Raw genomic sequence first — 14768 nt, 5'->3', positions numbered from 1 at the left:
CGCAGCGGAGGCGGCGAGTCCCGCGGCCGCGGAGCATCGGCGCCGCGCGGAGGCGGAGCGTTCCGTTCGGCGGAGCAGGGCGCGCGCAGCGGAGGCGGCGAGTCCCGCGGCCGCGGAGCATCGGCGCCGCGCGGAGGCGGAGCGTTCCGCTCGGCGGAGCAGGGCGCGCGCAGCGGAGGCGGCGAGTCCCGCGATCGCGGAGCATCGGCGCCGCGCGGAGGCGGAGCGTTCCGCTCGGCGGAGCAAGGCGCGCGCAGCGGAGGCGGCGAGTCACGCGGCCGCTCCGGCGGCCCGGCATTCCCGGGCAGCGGCGATAAAGGCCGCGGACGCGCCTCATCCGCCGGACGCGGTTCGTCCGGCGGCGCCAAGGGCGGCCGCCCGGGCGGCAAGCAGGGCGGCGGAGGCCGTCCGCAGCGCAGCCGCTCGCGGTAAAGATTACACAGGCAAGGCAGCAGAGTACGTACTGATGCCTTGCCTTTTCTTATTTGGAGAGGAGGGGAGCCAATGGAGAACGGTCAGGAATCCGTGACAGTGCCGACCGGCGGCCGGATTCGGCTGGTGATGCCGGCGGCGGAGCATCGGGAGGCCTACATGGCGTTCTATGACGAATGGATCGCCAGCGGGGAAGATATCGTTCCTTGGGTCGTCGGCAAGGATCCGTCCGATTTCCCGGCATATGTCCGGTTTCTGCGGGAAGCCGAGCAGGCGGCCCCGGAGGGTTTGGTCACGCACACGACCTGCTGGTTTATGGACGAAGCAGGCGCAATCGTCGGCGCGGCGAATATCCGGCACGAGCTGAATCGAAAGCTGGCCGAGAGCGGAGGGCATATCGGGTACGGCGTCGTCCCTTCCCGGCGGCGAAGGGGATACGCGAAGTCCATCCTGGCGCAGTCGCTGCTCCTGACGGAAAGGCTCGGCATCCGTGACGTGCTCGTCGTATGCGATCGCGGCAATACCGGTTCCGAACGAACGATCGTCGGCAATGGCGGGCAATTTCATTCGGAATTCACGGAAGCGAACGGCAATGTCGTGAGGCGATTCTGGATTCATCGGGACATGTAGGGCGGCAGTCCCGTTTGTTCGTTATCAACTATCCACCCAACAAAGGAGCGAGTACAATGGCCCAACTGATCCCGTACATTTACAGCGACGACGCGCGCGAGCAGGCGGCCTTCTATGCAGGAGCGCTAGGCGGGGAAATCGTAAGCGTGCAAACTTTCGGCGACATGCCGGGCAGCAGTCCCGACGATAAGGAGCGTGTCATGCACTTGATCTTGCAGGCGGCGGGATTGACCTTCTATATGGCGGATGCAGGGCCCGTCGAGCGCGGCAGCGGAATGGATCTGACGCTGGAATACGAGTCCGCGGAGGAGGCTGGCGAAGCCTTCGCCAAGCTGGCTGCGGGAGGCCAAGTGCTGATGCCGTTCGCCAAAATGTTCTGGGGCAGCATGTTCGGCCGGCTCGTCGATCCGTTCGGCGTTCGCTGGCAGGTTGCCACGAGATTGGACAGCCATACCTAATCGCGCCTCGTTGAATAAGCGGCAGCCCGGACGTCGAAGTCCAAGCTGCCGCTTGTTTGCGCGCGTTATTTCACGAGATAGTTGATGACAGGATACGAAACGAGATTGCGATCCCGGTACGCGGCCGCGATGGCTTCCGGCTGCGAGCTCAAAATGCCGTTTTGCAGCAGGACGGGCGTAAATCCCCGCTCGATCGCCCCGTTATACGTGAACAACACGCAATGCTCCGCCGCATTACCTGCCAGGACGACAAGCTCCACGCCTTGATCCGACAGCGTCTGTTCAAGCGCGGTCTTCCAGAACGAGTTCGAATGCTCTTTCGTTAGGATCAGATCATTGTCGCCCATTTGAACCTCGGGAATCGTAGCGTACGATTCCTTGTTCGCTTCGTTCATGCCTTCGATATCTTGAATGTGGATGACGGCGTGGCCATTCGAACGCGTCAGCTCCGACACGTGATTGATGTACTCGCATGCCCGGTTCACGGTCTTAGGGTCGATGTCCCGTACATGTACGGCTTGCATATCAATGACTAAAAATGCCATTTTCATGATGATCCGCTCCCTCGTAATTGGATGTGAAGCTTCATTCTCTCATGGATGGCGCGGCCCGTCCATTGTGTCCCCGTCCATGCATGTCTTATTTGCGCTTGCCAAGCTGGGGAAATTCTCCTATATTAATACATAGATATACGATACATAGATAAACGATGTATAGATGGAGGTTCGCATGAAGATCAACAAAGAACTTATGAAGGGCAGCACGGTGATTCTGATGATGAAGCAGCTGGAGCATCGCGACATGTACGGTTACGAGATGGCGAAGCGCATCGAGCAGCAGTCCGACGGGCTGTTCGCGTTCAAGGAGGGTACGCTGTATCCCATCCTTCACATGCTGGAGGTCGAACGGCTCGTGGAAGCCTATTGGGGCGAGGAAAACGGGCGCAAGCGCAAGTATTACAAGCTGACGGACGCGGGACGCAGGACGCTGGTCGAGAAAGAACGCGAGTGGTCCTTGTTCAGCACGACCGTATCGAGGCTGATCGGGGAGGGGCGGGCCTGATGACGGAGATCGGACGGCATGCGGACGTTGCCCGCTACTTGGACCGGATTTGCGCGCCGATCAAGGCGCGGTCGATGCACGAGGAGATTAGGCTGGAAATGCTGAGCCACTTGGAGGCGCTGGCCGAAGAACGGTTCGAGCGGGGCGGCTGCACGGAAGAAGAAGCGATTCAGGATGCTTTGCTGCAAATGGGCGATCCCGATCAGGTGGGCAGGCAGCTGCATGCGGCGCATCGGCCAAAACCGGAATGGAGCGTCATCGCGCTGGCGGGCTGCCTGCTTCTCCTTGGACTGGTGACGATGTTCTCGCTCGATCTCGCGCTTGGCGGCCGATTGTCGGTCCCGCACAAAATGCTGGCCGCGGTCATTGGCATCGGCGCCATGTGCGGGTTGTATTTCGCGGATTATCGCAAGCTGGCGCGGTATTCGTGGAGCTTGTACGCAGGGATGCTGCTGCTCCTGGCTTATACGCTGTCGCACGGGTTGATGGTCAACGGCGCAAAGCAGTGGATCGGGGCCGGAGCGTTCGTCGTCAATGCGTACGCGGCGGCGCCGTATGTACTGCTCATGGCCGTTGCGGGAATGCTGCATCGAGAGCGGCCAATTCGTGCCGGCAACCGAATTGAGACTCTTGGCAGACTGATGCGGGGAGCAGCCGCGTACGTGGCGCTGCCGACCTGTTTCTTCGCGGTTGCGCCCGCATTCGGCCCGCTGCTCGTTTATTTGATTGGTCTGGCTGCTCTTCTGGTTCTCAACGGCAGATGGAAAATGCTCCTAAGCGGAATAGGCGCCATCGCTGTTTTGCTGCTATACGTTCAACAGCGGTATAACCGCGATCTCTGGCTGTCGATTTGGGAGCGCCAGAAGGCATTCTTCCATCGCGGGAATGCGGGCGACTACCATACGATTCGTTCCTTGGACGCCATCCATTCCGGCGGCTGGTGGGGACAGGGCTTCGGCAGATCCTTAGGTACGCTGCCGGATATCATGGGCGAATTCACATATTCGTACTTGGTGTACAGCCTAGGTTGGGTGTTCGGCGTCGCCGCAGCCTTAATTGCGCTGGTCTTCGTCGTCAGACTGGTTCGAATGGGCATGCGGCTCCCAGCAGGTTATGCCAAGAGTTTGGTCATCTGCCTAGCCGCCGTCATGGGCGTGCAATATGTATGGAATCTACTCATGTGCGTAGGCCTGTTGCCGTCGATCGGCGGCATGCAGCTGCCGATTCTGAACTGGAACGCGAATACTATCGTCGAACTCGGCGCGCTCGGTTTCATTCTCGGCGCCTATCGGCGCAAGGATATGCTGAACGGGCGAAGCCGACGCGCCGTCCCGCAATAGAGGAGACCATTTTCCTACGCGGTCCGTACAACTCTCTATCCCCGGAGCCTTCCTTCCTATGTTAAGCTGAGTTCAAATACGAGGAAACTTAGGGGGCTATGGCATTGGAGAAGTATCGCGTTGCATTCATCGGCTGCGGCAATCGGGCGAAAGCCCATGCGGCGGCAATTCGGGAGGACAGCCGCTGCGAGGTCGTTGCCTTGTCCGATCTTTACGCGGAGGCGGCGCAGGCCTTCAATGAGCAATTCGGCTTCGGCGCGGCTTTATTTACCGACTACGAGGTCATGCTGGCGGAAGTGAAGCCGGATATCGTCATCTCCTGCCTATGGACGCCGCTCCATCTGCAGATGTTTCGGGCATGCGCCGCAGCCGGCGTCCGGGCCGTCCATTCCGAGAAGCCGATGGCGCCGGCTTGGGGCGACTGCCTGGAGATGGCCCGCATCGCCGAAGCGACGGGCAGCCAACTGACGTTCTGCCATCAGCGGCGTTTCGCCTCCGGCAACCGGCTGGTCCGCCAGTGGGTGGAGAAGGGGAGAATCGGCCAACTGCTCCGCATGGACCTCTATTCGCCGCCCAATCTGCTCGACTGCGGGACGCATACGTTCGACCAGGCGCTCAGCTTCAATGGCGAGTTCGGCGCGAAGTGGGTTCTCGGCGCCGTTGACGGCACGAATCCGCTGAACTGGTTCGATGTGAGCGCCGAAAGCATGGCCGTCGGCACGCTCGTGTTCGAGAATGCCGTCCGCGCGAACGTTCAGACCGGCGGGCCGGATCAGGACATGCATACCGGCGTGAGGCTGATCGGCAGCAAGGGGTTCATCGAAGTGAATTGGGACGGCGAGATCGGCGAGGCGGTCATCTACGACGATCCGTCTTGGAAGCCGGAGATGCCGGCGAGCTCCGAGCGGGAGCAGATGGCGGGCGTCGTCGAAGATATCGTCGGCAGTCTGGCCGCCGGGCGGGAGCCGGAGCTTTCGTACCGGAAGGCGCTTCGCGCGAGCGAGATCATCTATGCCTTCTACGAGTCGGTGCGCCGCCATGCGCGGATCGAGCTGCCGCTTGCGGGAATGAACGATAATCCATTTATTCAACTGCTGGAAGCGGGCCATTTTGCGCCCGCGGCCGGACAAGGAGCGTGAGCGAAGGTGACGAATCCGAAGCTTGGGTTGATCGGCATTATTCATGAAGAACTGGAAGCGGACTTTTGGGGAACGGCAAGCAAGGCGGCGGCCATCGGCTATCAAGGCATTGAAGGCGTCGAGAAATGGCTGCTGGAAGGAGATGTCCGAAGCAACCTGGGACGATTCCATGCGCTTGGAATGCAGGCCGTCACGCTCAGCGCCAGCCGCGAAACGCTGCGCGAAGGGCTGGATCGACTGGCGGCGAACGCCGTGGCGCTGCAGGCCCCGCATGTGACGGTGTGGTGGGGGCCGTGCGATTCGAAGGACGAGCTGCTTCGCGATGCCGAGCTCTATAACAAGGCCGGCGTGAGGCTGGCGTCAGAGGGTATCAAGCTGTGCTACCACAATCATGCGCATGAGTTCAAGACGGCGTGGAACGGCGTCGCCGCGATGGATATCTTGGCGGAATATACGGATCCGAAGGCCGTCTACTTCGAAATGGACATTGCCTGGATCACGATGGGCGGCGCGGATCCCGTTCAGGTGTTGAACAAGATGGCCGGCCGCGTGCCCGCCATTCACGTCAAAGACGTGCGGACGACCGAAGAGCCGGATCAATGGACGGCCGTCGGCACGGGCATCGTTCGGATCGCGCCGTCGATTCTGAAGGCCCGCGAGATCGGCGTCGAGTGGATGGTCGTCGAGCAGGACCGGCTTCGCAACCTGTCTCCGGTGGAGACGATCACGGCGAGCTATTTGAACCTGAAGGAAGCCGGGCTGCTAAGCGGCTGAGGCTGCTAGGCCAGCAGAGCGTAAGAAAACCGCCGCTAGCGGTTTTCGGAATGTCCGGAAAATCAAAAATAGAAGAACTCTATTGGATTGCAGTTCGCACTTACATGCCGTTATAGTCCTGCTTCGACAATCCCCCTAAACCTAAGCGTTCGTGAAGCTAACGGTTGTACGGATGGCTATTCGGGTCCAAATGCCCTTATTATTTCGCTAATGATTTCCAGGATGCTTATGCACGATTTCTTTGGTGAAATCAGCCCATATACGCCCAATAACGTCTCTCAGGAACGTTAGGGTTTATTTCGCCGGTTTTAGGGGGGATTAGCAGCGCTGGCAGCCGTTAGAAGTCAGGAATCAGTCCACACTCACGTCGTTTTACGATCGGCAGCTTCCGCTGCTTGCTGATGTGCCCGCTGCCGTCCTTATATATCACCCTCAATCGGGCCTGAAATGAAAAGAAACCTGCCGCTTATTAAGGCGGGTTTCTCTTCAATCCGAAAACCGCCGTTGGCGGTTTTTTTACATCCAGAATGTCGGATAGCTGCGCTTGCTGTCCAAGTTGTTCATGATCAATGCGACGATGACGATGAGCACGGAGCCGATTAAGACCGGCGCGATCAGGAAAGACCAGCCGGAGCCGCTTAGAATCACGACCAAGGGATCGGCCCCTGCGGGCGGATGCGTCGTCCTCGTCAGCATCATGAGCGCGATCGAGAGCCCGACGGCTGCTGCAAGCACCTCATTGCTTGAACCGAACAGATGGAGGCAGACGAGCCCGACCAACGTGGAAATGAAGTGCCCGCCGATGATATGCCGCGGTTGGGACAACGGAGCATCCCAGAGACCGAACGCCAATACGGAGGTCGCGCCGAACGGCGCCATCATCCATGCTGCCGTCGTCAAGTCCGAGAGGTAGGCGAGAAGCAGGATGGCAGTAAATCCGCCGATCGCGCCGATCAGCGCATTCCGGGGCACGACCTTGACGGGATTGCCGCCCTTCCCGCTCATTTTCCGCCAAAATGAAGGGTTTGTATCGTTGTCTGCTTGCATCACGGCACCATCCTTTAAATAACTAGTTAACTAGTTATATAATTAAATGAGGTGAGTGTCAACCTATTTTCTTTCATTGACATCTCCCTAAGAAAAGGCAAGGGTATGATTGATTTTGCTCCTCATAACGTTGGATTATGGGTGGTGCTGGTTTATAATATACCTAGAAAACTATGTAACGGGGTGTTTGCGATGGAAAAGAAAAACTATCTGCTGCAAGTCGATCCCCAATTGACCTTCAGCGTAAATACGCAGATCAAAGACCAGCTCAAGTGGCTCATCGGCATGGGACAGCTGGAAGTCGGCGACATGCTTCCTTCGACAAGCCATTTGGCGGATGAGCTGGAGCTTAATCGGAATACGATCAACTGGGTGTACAGTCAGCTGCGCGACGAGGGACTCGTTACGATGCAGAAGGGACGCGGCACGCAGATCGCCGGCGGGAGCCGGACCCGATCGCTCGTGGAAGAACGGAAGTCGATGCAGCGGCTGATCGACGATACGATTCGCGAGGCATCGGCAGCAGGCATGGACTTGAAGTCCTTTTTCATGGCGGGGCTGGCCTATACGCTGCTGCAGCCGCCCCGTCCAACCGGGAAGCTGCGGATATTGCTGGTCGAATGCCAGGGACATGATCATCCCTTCTATCGCTCGCGGATCGAACAGGCAACCGGAGGAGAGGTCGAGATGCTCTTCCTGGATGAAGGTTCGCCAGGGGATGCCGCCGTAAGGGAAGCGGCTCTAAGATGCGATGCCATTGTCGCGACCTTGAATCATGCGGAGGAGGCCAAGGCGTTGTTTGCCCGCCACGACCGCAAGGTCATCGTCATCGGGGCTGCCGTCGAACCCTCGCTGCTGCTCGCGATTGCTAATTTGAAGCAGGGGAGCCGAGTCGCCTTCGTATGCCTGGGGAGAATCGGGGGCGAATGGATGGCCAGCCGGATTCGGGAAGCCGGGATTCAGGCGCTGCATACCGAGGTGATCGGGATGAACGAGCGCGAACGCTTGAACGAAGCCGCCCGGAGCTTCGACAAGATTTATGCCTCCGACGCCGTTTATTCGGAGCTGAAGAACTTGGCACCGGGCAAAACGGAGCTATTCCCCATGAAGCTGGAGCAAAGCAGCGCAAATTTGCTGGAGGAAATCGCGTCTCAGGCGAGATGACCATAGGAACCGAGTTGATATCCAGTGCATGATCCCGACGAACGGCCTTTAGCCTTTAAGTCGTCGCGGCCATGGACGACGCGCTTACGTGAGCAGAGCGACTGGCTTGGCGGACGGCGGGCCAAGAAAACGAAAGGTGGAATTGAGATGAACATGACTTTTGACCGCAAGGGGTCGTCCAACGTGGCGATCATCGAGAGCGACGGGATCGTCATCGGCAGCGTGCAGGACGCGCTGGATCTGATGGCAACCGCCAGCTATGACGGGGACAGCAATAAGCTGCTCATCCGCAAAGAGAACATCGCGGAGGATTTCTTCGAACTGCGTACGAAGCTGGCAGGGGATATTTTGCAGAAGTTTACGAATTATCGCGTCAAGCTGGCCATCGTCGGCGATTTCAGCGGCTATGACAGCAAGAGTCTGCGGAATTTCATTTACGAATGCAATCAGGGCAAACAGTTCTTCTTCATGGCCGAAGAAGCGTCCGCGCTTGCGGCGCTCCATGAAGCCGGCTAGCCACGCTAGTCCGATGATCATACCGAGTCTGCCTGTAACGGGCAGGCTTTATTTCGTTGGGATGCCGAAGTGCTGAACTTCATTCCTTTCGCTGTCGTCATACGAGGCGTGAGTCGGAGAGAAGAGGAGTGTGTGAATTGAACGCACCCAAAATTTAGCGTTAGCGGCCGCTGAACGCCGGCGCCCCGAAAGCCGCCTGTACGGAGGCAGGCGTCATCCGTCCTTATTTGATTGCGGTAACGCCGTCCAAGCCGGGTTCGTCCGAAGGCAGCGTAACCATTCGGTCGGAAAACATCTCCGGCAAAGACCTGCCCGCCCGCACCGAAAATTTGCAGCCGATCTTCGTCTGGAGCGACGGCAATTGGCAATTCGCGGACGCCGATCGGGAGAGACCGGTATTGATGGAGGGATACAGCTACAAACTATCCCTCCCCGTCAGCGGGGAACGCACCGTTGAAATACGTGCTGGCTATCGGCGGGACGATCGGCGACGACAAGGCAAGCACCGACTGAATAGGAGACGCGGAAGCGTTGGCCTCCCTCGGGCCTAACCAGCCCCAGAGATCGCCAAAAGCTGCGCCACAGCAGCTTTTCGGGCCGGACCGGCCTCATAGAGCGCCAAAAGCTGCACCACAGCAGCTTTTCGGGCCTAACCGGCCTCGAAGAGCGCCAAAAGCTGCACCACAGCAGCTTTTCCAGCCGAACCGGCCTCATAGAGCGCAAAAACTGCACCACAGCAGCTTTTCGGGCCGAACCGGCCTCATAGAGCGCCATGCACCACAGCAGCTTTTCCAGCCGAACCAGCCTCATAGAGCGCCAAAAGCTGCGCCGCAGCAGCTTTTCCAGCCTAATCGGCCTCGAAGAGCGCCAAAAGCTGCGCCGCAGCAGCTTTTCCAGCCTAATCGGCCTCGAAGAGCGCCAAAAGCTGCGCCGCAGCAGCTTTTCGGGCCGAACCGGCCTCATAGAGCGCCAAAAGCTGCGCCGCAGCAGCGTTTGGGGCCGAACCGGCCTCATAGAGCGCCGAAAGCTGCACCGCAGCAGCTTTTCAGGCCGAGCCGGCCTAAAAAGAGCGCCATGCAACACAGCAGCTTTTCCAGCCTAATCGGCCTCGAAGAGCGCCAAAAGCTGCGCCACAGCAGCTTTTCGGGCTTAACCGGCCTCGAAAAGCGCTAAAAGCTGCGCAACAGCAGCTTTTCGGGCCGAACCGGCCTCATAGAGCGCAAAAAGCTGCAACGCGGCAGCTTTTCCAGCCTAATCGGCCTCGAAGAGCGCTAAAAGCTGCACCACAGCAGCTTTTCCAGCCGAACCGGCCTCGAAGAGAGCAAAAGCTGCACCGCAGCAGCTTTTCCAGCCTAATCGGCCTCGAAGAGCGCGAATAGCTGCACCACAGCAGCTTTTCGGGCCGAACCGGCCTCGAAGAGCGCCAACGAGCGCTGCAAGCCCGCTGCGCTAGCCGCGCTACTCCGTTTCCAGCTTCACCAGCCCATCCTCGAACTTATAAGGAATATGCAGCTCGTGGACCGGCGAACCGTCCTTGGCGCTTGATTCGTAGATCGTCAGCACGCCCGTCGGGCTGGTCGGGATCTCCTTCAAGGAGACTTTAAACTCGAACTCGCCCCATTCCGGCGCACCCATGTCGGCCATCGTATGACCTTCATCGAGAATATTGTGTCCATCCTCGAAGGAGTAGCTGAACGCGGCTTCGAAGACGCGCGCCTGCCCCTTCACCGTAAACTTCTCGCCGACGACCGAATCCGGAGCCGGCCCGTACACGCGGAATGCCTCGTTGCTTGCGACGATCTTCGGTTTCCCGTCATCCGTCGCCGTTCCGGCATTGTCGTTCGCCTGGCCTTTCGGCGCCGATCCCGTCCCAGCATCGTTATTCACCTGCCCGCCCGGCTCGCTAGCCGCGCCGCCATTCCCCGTATTCGTTCCGTTAGAGGGTGTCGGATCGATCGTGCTGTCCCCGCCGTTATTCGCCTGCGTACCGTTATTCGAGGAGGGCGTCACCCCGGAGTTATCGCCTTGATCGGTCGAAGGCGACTTGCCGGGGGCGTTGGCCACGCCGCCGTTGTCTTCCGAACAGCCGGCCAGAACGGCGCAAACCAGCATAAGGACGATCATGCCCCCGAGAAATGCATAGCTTCTTCTCATGTTGCATCCACCTGCTTTCTTAATTATCATCGGAAAGCCGAAACGCCAAAATTATCTTTTTTTGCGGGGCCGGCAAGCTTGCCCGCGCTCTTGTATTTAGTATACGCTGGTAACAAAGCCCTGAATCACCAACGGGCACATGAGGGAGTGACGACGAGCCATGTTTGAATGGAATCGGCTGCTTCGGTTCAATCGTTATTTGGGGCAAAACGGACGGGACGAGATCGATTACCAATGGCCGGCCGCCAAGTTCCCGATCATCAGCATCCGTTCAAGCGCAGGTAAAGGCAAACCCAAAATCGCTTTCGGCCTTATCGCGCTGGGCGATATCGCGGTTGGACTGGTTGCCGGCGGAGCCGTCGCCGTCGGCATAATGTCGTTCGGCGCGGTGGCCCTCGGCGGGATGCTGGCGCTCGGCGCCGTCGCGATATCCAGCGGCTTCTCTGCCGGTGCCGTTGCGATCGGCGATCTCGCGCTTGGCGCGGTCGCGATCGGCGAATCCGCCCTCGGTGCCGTCGCCATCGGCCAGAACGCGCTGGGCGCCGTCGCGATCGGCGAGCATGTGCTCGGCGCGGTTGCGATCGGCGATCGCGTCTATGGCCTTGTCGCCATCGGCGACCATGGTTTCGGTCTCGTGCCGATCATCGGCGACTTTATCCGCTGGATCGCGGATAAGTTTCGCTAGCGCAAGCGGCGCGGGAACGGCCCTGGGCCGGAGAGCGGGGGCCGCTCGGCCGCGGGAGGGCGGGCTTCTTTCGCCGGAATCCCCCCTATGCTACAATAGGGGACAACATAAGAGTGCAGAGGAAGGTGTAAGATGGATTCCGTCAAGATATTAGGCGTGCCCTTCTCCCGATTGACGCTTTCGGATACCGTGAAGCTGCTTCAGGGCAAGCTTGAGGGCGAACGAGCCGAAGGGGCGCAGCGCGGGCTGTTTCATCTCATAACGGCCAATCCCGAGATCGTGATGGCAGCAAATCAGCAGCCGCGGCTGAGGGAGATCGTCGATGCGGCCGATCTCATTACGCCGGACGGCATCGGCGTCGTGCTGGCGGCCAAGTGGCAGGGAACGCATATTCCGGAGCGGGTGACCGGTTACGACCTGTTGATTGGGCTGTTTGAAGGAGCGGCGGTGCGCGGGTTCTCGCTGTATGTCGTCGGCGCCGACGAGGAGACGAACGCGAAGGCCGTGGATATTATTAAGGACAAGTACGCCGGCGTGAATGTCGTCGGCAGACATAACGGCTACTTCAAAGGCAATCAGGAAACGGCGCTAGTCGCCGATATCGGGCGGAAGCAGCCGGATCTGTTGATCGTGGCGCTCGGTGCGCCGAATGCCGAGAAGTTTATTTACAAGCACAAGAACAGCCTGAACGCGAAAGTCGCCTTCGGCGTCGGGGGCAGCCTTGACGTGATCGCGGGCAAGGTCAAGCGTGCGCCCGTGATCTGGCAGAAGCTGAACGTCGAGTGGCTGTACCGGCTATTAAAGCAGCCGTCGCGCTGGCGCCGCCAGCTGGTGCTGCCAAAATTCGCCCTCACCATTCTGACGACGAAGAAGAGGTAAGAGTTGCGCGGGCAGAGGCCCTTTTTATATGGCTTGGAACCGTGTCCTGCGCGAAGGGGAGCATCCGAGGAAGACAAAAAATGGCTGTACGGGTTGGGTAACCCGTGCAGCCATTTCTTCTTGTGCGGGCAGCGTGCTGCCGATTACGCGTTCGTCGGCGGAACGAACGTCCGTGCCGCGAACTCGGCATCGAGCATGAAGAACGCGTTGCTGTCCTTGTCGATCCGCTTGAGCTTGTTGATGATGCTGTCGAACATCGATTCTTCCTCGACCTGCTCGTCGATGAACCATTTCAGAAACTGGATCGTCGCATGCTCGCGGTCGTTCATCGCGATGTCGGACAGGTGATAAATGCGCTTGGTGACTTCTTGCTCATGATGATAAGCATGTTCGAATGCCTCAAGAATAGAGCTATAGTCATTGTTGGGTGTGCTCATGCCGGCCAGCTTGACGCGTTTGCCGCGGTCATTGAGATACTTGTACATCTTCATGGCATGGAATCGCTCTTCCTCGGCTTGCACGATAAAGAAATTCGCGAAGCCGTCCAGGCTCTCCCCGGAACAATAGGCCGCGATCGCCAGGTACACATGTGCGGAATAAAACTCGAAATTCAGCTGCTCGTTCAGAGCTTCGCTAAGGTTTTCCTTCATCATCGGCCGCACCTCCCTTGTCATAATGGTTGTCGGTAAACATAAAGAGAAGAAGTCCCTCGTCGCCCTGAAGGACGCCCGATGCTTCTTCTCCTATCGTACCATACTATTCCATATTAGCCTATCCGATGCTTGAGCTTCGCATACAGCACGTCCGCGGTCGGGGCGACGATAACTTCGGTCTTGCCGATCAGTACCATGCACTGCTTGGCGCACAGCCTGCAATTGCCGAGGCAGTCCTTCTTCTTCTGCTTCAAATCGGGAAACTCCTGCTTGATCGACTTGAACACGGATTTGGAGCCATGCTTAAAGTTGCGGCAGCAGTATTTGATTTTCTTCATGCGTCCGGAACCAACCTCTCCTCGTGGCATTTGCAATTCTCTCCTAATGATAGTGATTCTCATTATCGATGTCAATCAAAATTCGGCGGGAACGGCGGATTTCTTTACTTCGCCTGCCTGCTGGCTTATGATGTGATCAATATCAAGCCATGCAGAAGGAGCCAGCATCGAAATGAGCGCAAACGGACAACAGCGAGCGAGCATCAGACCGGGCATCACGGTCGATATCGTATTGAAGAAGGACCAGCCGACGGGGCGGCTGACCCGCGGCATCGTCAAGGACATCTTGACCAATTCCCAGAACCATCCCCATGGCATCAAGGTCCGCCTGCAGAGCGGCGACGTGGGAAGAGTGAAATCGATCGTAACCGAAGGGAGCTAGAACGATGATCTACAGCGATATGAACAATTGGGAACAGGAAAAGGATACGTTTCCGGCAGGCGTACGGCGCGCGATCGAGCGGCTGCAGGGCATGGACCTGGATGCGCTCCCGGCAGGCCGTCATGAATTCGGCGAAGAGGGCATGTACCTGCTGGTCAACGAGCCCGACACGCGCCCTTGGAACGAGGTGCAGCCGGAGACGCATTTGCTCCACACCGATATTCAACTGCTGCTGAGCGGGCGCGAACAGATGCGCGTGGCTAAAGTATCCGAGGAGCAAATCATCGTCGATAACCGCTATGATACGCAGGACATTGCCTTCTACGGCGAAGTCCGCAACGAGAATGCCGTAAATCTCGTACCCGGCGACTTCCTCGTGCTGTTCCCGACGGACATTCATCGTCCGAATTGCTCCGTGGAAGAAGACATGCGCATCCGGAAGGCCGTCGTGAAGATTCATAGGGACGCGCTCGTCTAAGGCGAAGACGTCATCCAACCGATGGCGGCGTTTGCAACGGCGGCGCAAAATAGGTAGGATAAGAGAGAATGCGTCGACAAAGAACCGGCCATAGCTGCTGTCCCAAAGGAGTGCGTCTTGATGAGCTTTCTCCCGAATTCCTTCACGTTCGGTCATGTCGCATCGATCGTGATCACGCTGCTCTCCGGCGTGGCGGTCATGTTTCTTCGGCTGCGAGCCAGCAACCGCCCGACCACGATGCGCAAAATCATCATTCCGCCGCTTGGCATGTCCACCGGCTTCCTCATGTTCGTCGTTCCGGAAACGCATGTACCGTGGACATGGGCATTGATCGCGTTTGCCGCGGGCGCCACGGTATTCGCCTTTCCGCTCATCCGCACGTCCAAGCTGGAGCGGGTCGGGGACGAGATCGTGCTGAAGCGCTCCAAAATGTTCATTTTCATCCTGCTTGGCCTGCTTGTCATCCGGCTGCTGGTGCATAATGCGGTCGAAAGCAGGGTCTCGATCCCGCAGACGGGGGCGCTGTTCTTCGTGCTGGCGTTCGGCATGATCGTGGTCTGGCGAATAGCCATGCTTCGGGAATTTATGGCGTTGAAACGGGAATAACGAGAAGAGATACGGTTGACAGCCCGAATGT

Annotated in this window: 18 protein-coding genes and 1 pseudogene; 14 read left to right on the top strand and 5 right to left on the bottom strand. The window is 58.6% G+C overall.

The genetic code is table 11. From position 1 onward, the window contains the following. The 3 genes and pseudogenes from GT003_RS31840 to GT003_RS31830 all read left to right on the top strand — a co-directional run. Positions 1-432, top strand: a pseudogene (locus GT003_RS31840) (hypothetical protein); the annotation flags it as partial. Between the two features lie 72 nt (positions 433-504). Next, positions 505-1062 (top strand): GNAT family N-acetyltransferase, encoded by a 558-nt coding sequence (locus tag GT003_RS31835; RefSeq protein ID WP_161705705.1) that lies wholly within the window; start codon positions 505-507, stop codon positions 1060-1062. A 56-nt stretch (positions 1063-1118) separates the two neighbouring features. After that, positions 1119-1520 (top strand): VOC family protein, encoded by a 402-nt coding sequence (locus tag GT003_RS31830; RefSeq protein WP_161705703.1) that lies wholly within the window; start codon positions 1119-1121, stop codon positions 1518-1520. Between the two features lie 65 nt (positions 1521-1585). Here GT003_RS31830 and GT003_RS31825 read toward each other — a convergent pair whose 3' ends face one another. Further along, on the bottom strand, positions 1586-2071 hold the full coding sequence (locus GT003_RS31825) for a cysteine hydrolase family protein (RefSeq protein WP_161705701.1): 486 nt from the start codon (positions 2069-2071) through the stop codon (positions 1586-1588). Positions 2072-2249: 178 nt separating this feature from the next. Between GT003_RS31825 and GT003_RS31820 the strand changes: the two genes are divergently transcribed. The 4 genes from GT003_RS31820 to GT003_RS31805 all read left to right on the top strand — a co-directional run bounded on the left by GT003_RS31820 (position 2250) and on the right by GT003_RS31805 (position 5835). After that, complete coding sequence (locus GT003_RS31820; RefSeq protein WP_161705699.1) at positions 2250-2582, top strand: PadR family transcriptional regulator; 333 nt, start codon at positions 2250-2252, stop codon at positions 2580-2582. Next, the gene (locus GT003_RS31815) at positions 2582-3922 is read left to right on the top strand and encodes an FtsW/RodA/SpoVE family cell cycle protein (RefSeq protein ID WP_161705697.1); all 1341 of its coding nucleotides are present in this window, start codon (positions 2582-2584) and stop codon (positions 3920-3922) included. The genes GT003_RS31820 and GT003_RS31815 overlap by 1 nt, the downstream gene beginning before the upstream one ends. 104 nt (positions 3923-4026) lie before the next feature. Continuing rightward, positions 4027-5061, top strand: a complete 1035-nt coding sequence (locus GT003_RS31810; protein ID WP_161705695.1) for a Gfo/Idh/MocA family protein — start codon at positions 4027-4029, stop codon at positions 5059-5061. A gap of 6 nt (positions 5062-5067) precedes the next feature. Next, entirely contained in the window at positions 5068-5835 is a 768-nt protein-coding gene (locus GT003_RS31805) for a TIM barrel protein (protein ID WP_161705693.1), read from the top strand. A 516-nt stretch (positions 5836-6351) separates the two neighbouring features. Here the strand turns inward: GT003_RS31805 and GT003_RS31800 are convergent. After that, a complete protein-coding gene (locus tag GT003_RS31800; protein ID WP_161705691.1) occupies positions 6352-6882 on the bottom strand; it encodes an HPP family protein in 531 nt (176 codons plus the stop codon). A gap of 192 nt (positions 6883-7074) precedes the next feature. On the opposite strand from GT003_RS31800, the gene GT003_RS31795 reads away from it, so the two are divergent. Together GT003_RS31795 and GT003_RS31790 are read left to right on the top strand one after the other, a co-directional pair. Then, on the top strand, positions 7075-8046 hold the full coding sequence (locus GT003_RS31795; protein WP_161705689.1) for a GntR family transcriptional regulator: 972 nt from the start codon (positions 7075-7077) through the stop codon (positions 8044-8046). 147 nt (positions 8047-8193) lie between these two features. Next, entirely contained in the window at positions 8194-8562 is a 369-nt protein-coding gene (locus GT003_RS31790) for a DUF4180 domain-containing protein (protein ID WP_161705687.1), read from the top strand. 1458 nt (positions 8563-10020) lie between these two features. Here GT003_RS31790 and GT003_RS31785 read toward each other — a convergent pair. After that, positions 10021-10716: a Gmad2 immunoglobulin-like domain-containing protein gene (locus GT003_RS31785; protein ID WP_161705685.1), complete on the bottom strand. Its 696-nt coding sequence runs from the start codon at positions 10714-10716 to the stop codon at positions 10021-10023. 160 nt (positions 10717-10876) lie between these two features. Here GT003_RS31785 and GT003_RS31780 point away from each other — a divergent pair, with 160 nt between their 5' ends. Together GT003_RS31780 and GT003_RS31775 are read left to right on the top strand one after the other, a co-directional pair. Next, on the top strand, positions 10877-11401 hold the full coding sequence (locus GT003_RS31780; RefSeq protein WP_161705682.1) for a hypothetical protein: 525 nt from the start codon (positions 10877-10879) through the stop codon (positions 11399-11401). A 132-nt stretch (positions 11402-11533) separates the two neighbouring features. After that, complete coding sequence (locus GT003_RS31775) at positions 11534-12280, top strand: WecB/TagA/CpsF family glycosyltransferase (protein WP_161705680.1); 747 nt, start codon at positions 11534-11536, stop codon at positions 12278-12280. A 143-nt stretch (positions 12281-12423) separates the two neighbouring features. Here the strand turns inward: GT003_RS31775 and GT003_RS31770 are convergent, their stop codons facing one another. Continuing rightward, positions 12424-12930 (bottom strand): ferritin, encoded by a 507-nt coding sequence (locus GT003_RS31770; RefSeq protein ID WP_161705711.1) that lies wholly within the window; start codon positions 12928-12930, stop codon positions 12424-12426. 116 nt (positions 12931-13046) lie between these two features. Continuing rightward, positions 13047-13301: a DUF1450 domain-containing protein gene (locus GT003_RS31765; RefSeq protein ID WP_239565917.1), complete on the bottom strand. Its 255-nt coding sequence runs from the start codon at positions 13299-13301 to the stop codon at positions 13047-13049. 142 nt (positions 13302-13443) lie between these two features. Between GT003_RS31765 and GT003_RS31760 the strand changes: the two genes are divergently transcribed. The 3 genes from GT003_RS31760 to GT003_RS31750 all read left to right on the top strand — a co-directional run bounded on the left by GT003_RS31760 (position 13444) and on the right by GT003_RS31750 (position 14737). After that, positions 13444-13653 carry a YwbE family protein gene (locus GT003_RS31760; protein WP_161705678.1) on the top strand — a complete coding sequence of 70 codons (210 nt, stop codon included), beginning with the start codon at positions 13444-13446 and terminating at the stop codon, positions 13651-13653. 4 nt (positions 13654-13657) lie between these two features. Then, positions 13658-14131: a NanQ anomerase/TabA/YiaL family protein gene (locus GT003_RS31755; protein WP_161705676.1), complete on the top strand. Its 474-nt coding sequence runs from the start codon at positions 13658-13660 to the stop codon at positions 14129-14131. Between the two features lie 120 nt (positions 14132-14251). After that, the gene (locus GT003_RS31750; RefSeq protein WP_161705674.1) at positions 14252-14737 is read left to right on the top strand and encodes a CcdC family protein; all 486 of its coding nucleotides are present in this window, start codon (positions 14252-14254) and stop codon (positions 14735-14737) included. Positions 14738-14768: the final 31 nt, after the last annotated feature.

The sequence above is a fragment of the Paenibacillus sacheonensis genome, from assembly GCF_009909195.1.
GTDB lineage: Bacteria > Bacillota > Bacilli > Paenibacillales > Paenibacillaceae > Paenibacillus_Z > Paenibacillus_Z sacheonensis.
The sequence above is the reverse complement of the archived record's forward strand: the minus strand, read 5'-3'. Positions and strand labels throughout refer to the sequence as shown.

Bases quoted from the DNA above. Each gene is read 5' to 3' on its own strand.
- GT003_RS31835 (WP_161705705.1), top strand. From the start codon at position 505: ATGGAGAACGGTCAGGAATCCGTGACAGTGCCGACCGGCGGCCGGATT.
- GT003_RS31830 (WP_161705703.1), top strand. From the start codon at position 1,119: ATGGCCCAACTGATCCCGTACATTTACAGCGACGACGCGCGCGAGCAG.
- GT003_RS31825 (WP_161705701.1), bottom strand. From the start codon at position 2,071: ATGAAAATGGCATTTTTAGTCATTGATATGCAAGCCGTACATGTACGG.
- GT003_RS31820 (WP_161705699.1), top strand. From the start codon at position 2,250: ATGAAGATCAACAAAGAACTTATGAAGGGCAGCACGGTGATTCTGATG.
- GT003_RS31815 (WP_161705697.1), top strand. From the start codon at position 2,582: ATGACGGAGATCGGACGGCATGCGGACGTTGCCCGCTACTTGGACCGG.
- GT003_RS31800 (WP_161705691.1), bottom strand. From the start codon at position 6,882: ATGCAAGCAGACAACGATACAAACCCTTCATTTTGGCGGAAAATGAGC.
- GT003_RS31795 (WP_161705689.1), top strand. From the start codon at position 7,075: ATGGAAAAGAAAAACTATCTGCTGCAAGTCGATCCCCAATTGACCTTC.
- GT003_RS31790 (WP_161705687.1), top strand. From the start codon at position 8,194: ATGAACATGACTTTTGACCGCAAGGGGTCGTCCAACGTGGCGATCATC.
- GT003_RS31785 (WP_161705685.1), bottom strand. From the start codon at position 10,716: ATGAGAAGAAGCTATGCATTTCTCGGGGGCATGATCGTCCTTATGCTG.
- GT003_RS31780 (WP_161705682.1), top strand. From the start codon at position 10,877: ATGTTTGAATGGAATCGGCTGCTTCGGTTCAATCGTTATTTGGGGCAA.
- GT003_RS31775 (WP_161705680.1), top strand. From the start codon at position 11,534: ATGGATTCCGTCAAGATATTAGGCGTGCCCTTCTCCCGATTGACGCTT.
- GT003_RS31770 (WP_161705711.1), bottom strand. From the start codon at position 12,930: ATGAAGGAAAACCTTAGCGAAGCTCTGAACGAGCAGCTGAATTTCGAG.
- GT003_RS31765 (WP_239565917.1), bottom strand. From the start codon at position 13,301: ATGCCACGAGGAGAGGTTGGTTCCGGACGCATGAAGAAAATCAAATAC.
- GT003_RS31760 (WP_161705678.1), top strand. From the start codon at position 13,444: ATGAGCGCAAACGGACAACAGCGAGCGAGCATCAGACCGGGCATCACG.
- GT003_RS31755 (WP_161705676.1), top strand. From the start codon at position 13,658: ATGATCTACAGCGATATGAACAATTGGGAACAGGAAAAGGATACGTTT.
- GT003_RS31750 (WP_161705674.1), top strand. From the start codon at position 14,252: ATGAGCTTTCTCCCGAATTCCTTCACGTTCGGTCATGTCGCATCGATC.